Source organism: Corallococcus sp. 4LFB, assembly GCF_046520365.1.
GTDB lineage: Bacteria > Myxococcota > Myxococcia > Myxococcales > Myxococcaceae > Corallococcus > Corallococcus caeni.
Map to the genome: position 1 here is coordinate 1 of NZ_JBKGHJ010000603.1, position 4,430 is coordinate 4,430.

Annotated in this window: 4 protein-coding genes; 2 read left to right on the forward strand and 2 right to left on the reverse strand. The window is 71.2% G+C overall.

Annotated features, from left to right (window positions below; translation table 11 throughout):
* On the forward strand, nucleotides 1-719 hold a 719-nt coding region (locus ACLEQD_RS37810; RefSeq protein WP_410390714.1), incomplete at its 5' end, for a histone deacetylase.
* A gap of 9 nt (nucleotides 720-728) precedes the next feature.
* Here the strand turns inward: ACLEQD_RS37810 and ACLEQD_RS37815 are convergent.
* Together ACLEQD_RS37815 and ACLEQD_RS37820 are read right to left on the reverse strand one after the other, a co-directional pair.
* Nucleotides 729-1,439: a hypothetical protein gene (locus ACLEQD_RS37815; protein WP_410390715.1), complete on the reverse strand. Its 711-nt coding sequence runs from the start codon at nucleotides 1,437-1,439 to the stop codon at nucleotides 729-731.
* Nucleotides 1,440-1,533: 94 nt separating this feature from the next.
* Complete coding sequence (locus ACLEQD_RS37820) at nucleotides 1,534-3,063, reverse strand: FAD-dependent oxidoreductase (RefSeq protein ID WP_410390716.1); 1,530 nt, start codon at nucleotides 3,061-3,063, stop codon at nucleotides 1,534-1,536.
* Between the two features lie 652 nt (nucleotides 3,064-3,715).
* Between ACLEQD_RS37820 and ACLEQD_RS37825 the strand changes: the two genes are divergently transcribed.
* Nucleotides 3,716-4,430, forward strand: a 715-nt coding sequence (locus tag ACLEQD_RS37825) for a FadR/GntR family transcriptional regulator (RefSeq protein ID WP_410390717.1), incomplete at its 3' end; no start/stop codon positions are given.

Genomic DNA, 4,430 nt, shown 5'->3' on the forward strand with positions numbered 1-4,430 from the left:
AGGCGGTGATGGCGGGGCGCGCGCGGAACGCGTTCGCGCTGGTGCGGCCGCCCGGCCACCACGCGGAGCCGGGCCGGGCAATGGGCTTCTGCCTCTACAACAACGTGGCCATCGCGGCGGAGGCCGGACGGCGGCTGGGGGCCGAGCGCGTGCTGGTGCTGGACTGGGACGTGCACCACGGCAACGGCACGCAGGCGGCGTTCTGGGGGCGGCGGGACGTGCTCTACCAGTCGGTGCACCAGTTCCCCTACTACCCGGGCAGCGGCGCGGCGCCGGAGGTGGGCCGGGGGGAGGGCCAGGGCTTCACGGTCAACTGCGGCCTGCCGGGCGGCAACACGGACGCGGACTACGGGATGGTCTTCGAGGAGCTGCTGCTGCCCGTGGCGCAGGCGTACCGGCCGGACCTGATGCTGGTGTCCGCGGGGTTCGACCCGCACCGCGCGGATCCGATTGGCGGCATGGACGTCACCGAGCGCGGCTTCGCGGCGATGTGCACCGCCGTGCGCAAGCTGGCGGAGGAGGTCTCCGGCGGCAAGCTGGTGCTGGTGCTGGAGGGGGGCTATTCGCTGGAGGGGCTGTCGAACTCCGTGCACGCGTGCATCGAGGTGCTGGCGGGAAGGGATGACAGCTTCGCGTCCGGCGCCACCAACGCGGACGCGAGGGAGGCGCTGGCCGCGAGCCGCGAAGCGCTCAAGCCGTACTGGGCCAGCGTGCGCTGACGGGGCGGTTCAGTACAGCCTGCCGCTGGCCAGGGTGACGCCGGACAGCTCCACCAGGAACGCGCCCAGGTCATGGATGGGGCGCGCGGGCCCTTCCGGGTCCGGGCTGTGGATGCTCAGCATCCTGTAGCGCCCTTCCCGGCCTCCCTCGAACAGCCACCGCGCCCCGTCGAGGTACGCGACGGAGCGAGGAGTGAAGAAGCGATCCATGGACCAGAAGCGGGCCGCCTCCAGGTGCTGTCGCACGGCCTGCCACTGGGTGGGCGTGAGCAGGATGCGCCGGTCCACGGTCAACGTCCCTTCCTCCATGCCGGACACCTTCACGTGCAGGGAGTGGACGGGGCCCAGGTTTTCGATGCGGATGACGAGGGACTCACGGGAAGAAGGTATCCACGTGAAGCGGTAGACCTCGACGCCGGGTGCCAGGGGCAGCAGCGGTCCTTCCTTCAAGGCCCGCAGCATGCCGGAGCACCAGCAGCGCATGATCTCCTGCTCACGCGCATCGTTGAACTCCGCCTCCAGCCAGGGCAACAGCGTCAGGGCGAAAGCTCCTCGCGGAAAGACATCGGGCAGGTGAGCCGGCCACTCGGTGCGGCAGGTTCCACTGCTCGGGAAGCCGTCTTCAATGAACCCCAGGGGCGGATCCGCTGGCGGTCGAACCGTGGCGCAGGCTCCGAGCAGAAACAGCAGTCCGCGAGCAGCGATGGCGGATGTCTTCAAGCCCCCTCCTGGCACGCGGTACACCACGCCCACGCACGAAGCAGTCTACCCGTTCCCGGACTGCATCCGCCGGGTGTTCCCTGACGGTTCCTGCTCAGTCCTCGCGGAACAGCAGGGCTTTCAGCGTTGCATCCAGGGCGTGCCCCGCGTCCGGGACGGGTTCATTCCACCGTGCCGCCACCATGCCGTCCGGGCGCACGAGGCAGGCGCCACCGTCCCCTACCCCATACGCCTGCTGCCAGCCGTGGACCACGTGGACCCGCAGCGGCATGCGCTCCGCGCCGCTGCGCCACGCCTCACTTCCGGCGAGCAGGACGAAGCCGTTGCCGAACAGGTCCAGCGTCGACGTGCGGCCCTTCATGCTCTCCAGCCACACGTGCGGGGCGCGCGTGCCGGGCTCGCCCGTGGGGACGAACGTCTTCGGCAACGGCGGCCCTTCACCGTAGTGGTAGCCGAGGGTGACGGCATCGTCGTCGACGAGGACCGCGTCCGCCGGGAGCTCCTGCTTCGCCATCTTCAGCGCGAGCAGCCCGGCCTGGTTCGCGGTGGCGGCCGCCACGGGCCTTCGCTCGGCGTCGTAGGTGTCCAGCAGTGCGGGCCCCGCGTGGCCGTTCAACACCGCGGCCAGCTTCCAGGCCAGGTTCGCCGCGTCGTGGATGCCGGTGTTGGCGCCAAAGCCTCCCGTGGGCGGCATCTGGTGCGCGGCGTCCCCAGCGAGGAAGACGCGGCCTGAACCGAAGCGCTCCGCGACGCGCTCCGCCGCCTCCCACACGAACGTTCCGTGGAACGTGGGCTTCAGGTCCGGAATGCCTGTGACGGTGCGCAGTCGCTGTGTCCACCGGGCCTCCGTGAAGTCAGCGGCCGTCTCACGGGCCACGTCGAGCCGGGTCGCGTGGATCCACCGGTCCTTCACGTCCGTGGCCGCGATGACGCCGCCCACCTCCGGATGCGTGAGCACCGCGAAGCCCAGCGGCACCTCCCGCTGCACGGGCGAGAGGTCGGCCTCGAAGAGCGTGGAGATGTTGTGGCCAAAGGAGCCCCGGCCACGCTGTGAGATGCCCAGCGCCTCACGCACCGGACTGCGCACCCCATCCGCGCCAATCAGATACGCCGCCTGCACGGTGGACACCGCGCCCGTGTCGCGGTCGAGCACCGTGGCGCGCACGCCCCGCGCATCCTGCGTGAAGCCCGTCAGCTCGTGACGGAAGCACACCTCCACGCCCTGGCTCCTCACGGCCTTCAGGAGGATGGGCTCCAGCCGGTCCTGCCCCAGGAAGACCATCGGACACGGGCTGAGGTCCATCCGCTGCGTGGAGACCGTCCGCGTCTTCCACGAATGCACCGGCCCCGCGAGCGTGACGGCCACCAGCTCTCCTATGACCGTGCCCTCGGGAACGGCCCCGGCCCGCTCCACCTCCTCGCCCGCGCACGTGGACCGCAACAACTCCACGGTGCGCGCGTGGAAGCCGCGTGCCCGCGGATGAAGCGAAGTCCCCGCGTGCTTCTCGATGATCAGCGCGCGCACGCCCTGGTGGGCGAGGAACAACGCGGTCGACAGCCCCACGAGGCCGCCTCCGACGATGAGCACGGGGACCTGACGCTCCTGCGAGGGATGGGCTTGCATGCCGGAGACATATAGCGCCCGGCCGCGACCCGGTCCTGGCGCAACGGGGGGTCCATCCGGCGAATCGTGACGCGCGGCCCCAGCGGGCCCTGGAGCGCATCGTGGTGGAGGACACGGAAGCCGCTGGCCTGTGCCGCGCCCCCTTCCCGCGGGCCTTCCGCGCCAGCATGGGCGAAAGCCCCACCCGGTACCGCCAAGGCTACCGGCTGGTGCGCGCGGCGGAGCGGCTCCGCCAGGGCCAGACCGCGTCCGTGCTGGCGACCGCGCTCATGTGCGGCTTCGGAGCCCCGGCCGCTTCGCCCGGGCCTTCCGTTCCCGCTTCGGCCGCGCGCCCCGCGAGTACCGCGCGCCACGGACGAGAAGGCCGCCAGGAGTTCGTCAACCCATCCTGCCTCGAAGTTCTCCGCGAGGCCCCGCACCTCGCGGAGCGGTGGTGGGCCCGACGGTGCATGAACGACGCCAAGGCGAGTCCACGTGCAGCGGCGCCCTGCCGGGGGCGCCCTCTCCAAACCTGTCCGACAGTCGGACCAGTTCGCGCTGTCCAGGGCCCGAGGCCGCCCTGTCTCAGGATGTGCCGAGGACGGTGGGCCCCACGTCCATGTCAGACCCGTCTGGTTGGATGGGCGAATCATCGGCGAGAGGGGCGGCGGGAATGGTGCGGGTGGGACTCGTGGCGTACGTGGAGGAGCAACTCGAGCGCGCGATTGCGCTGGGGATGCTGCCGAGGGGGCAGTTCGGCTCGGAAGAGAAGCTGGCGCGTGAGTTCGGGTGCTGCCGGGGCACCGTGCGGGAGGCGCTGCGGCGGCTGGCGGCGCGAGGGCTGGTGGTGCAGCGCTCCGGACGCAAGACGCGCGCGGTGGCGCTGGATGAGTCGCTGACGCTGGAGAACCTGGGCCTGGCGCTGCATGACGAGCGCTCCGAGGAGTGTCGTCGGCTGCTGGAGGGCTTCTTCAGCCTCAAGCGGCAGGTGCTGGTGGAGCTCCTGGCCGACTGCTGCACGAGCGCCTCCGACGCGGCCCTGCGCCAGTTGGAGGACGCCTGCTTCTGGCTTTCGGACGCGGCGCGCTGGAACCCTGGCGCGCGCTGCGCACAGTGGGAGTTCGAGTTGCTGCGGCGCGCGGCCCGGGCGGCGGAGCGTCCAGGGCACCTGCTCCTCATCCAGTCGCTGCAGCGGGCCTTACGGGGCAACGCGACCCGGCTGCTGTCCCTCATGGGCGGCGAGACGCTGCGCCAGTGGGTCTTCTGCGCGATAGAGGCCCTGCGAAATCGCGACGCGCGGGCGCTCCAGCACGAGCTGCCGGCGCTGCTCAAGGGTAACCGTCCGGCCAACGACGTGCCGGATCGCTTGCAAGCAGACGGGAGGCATG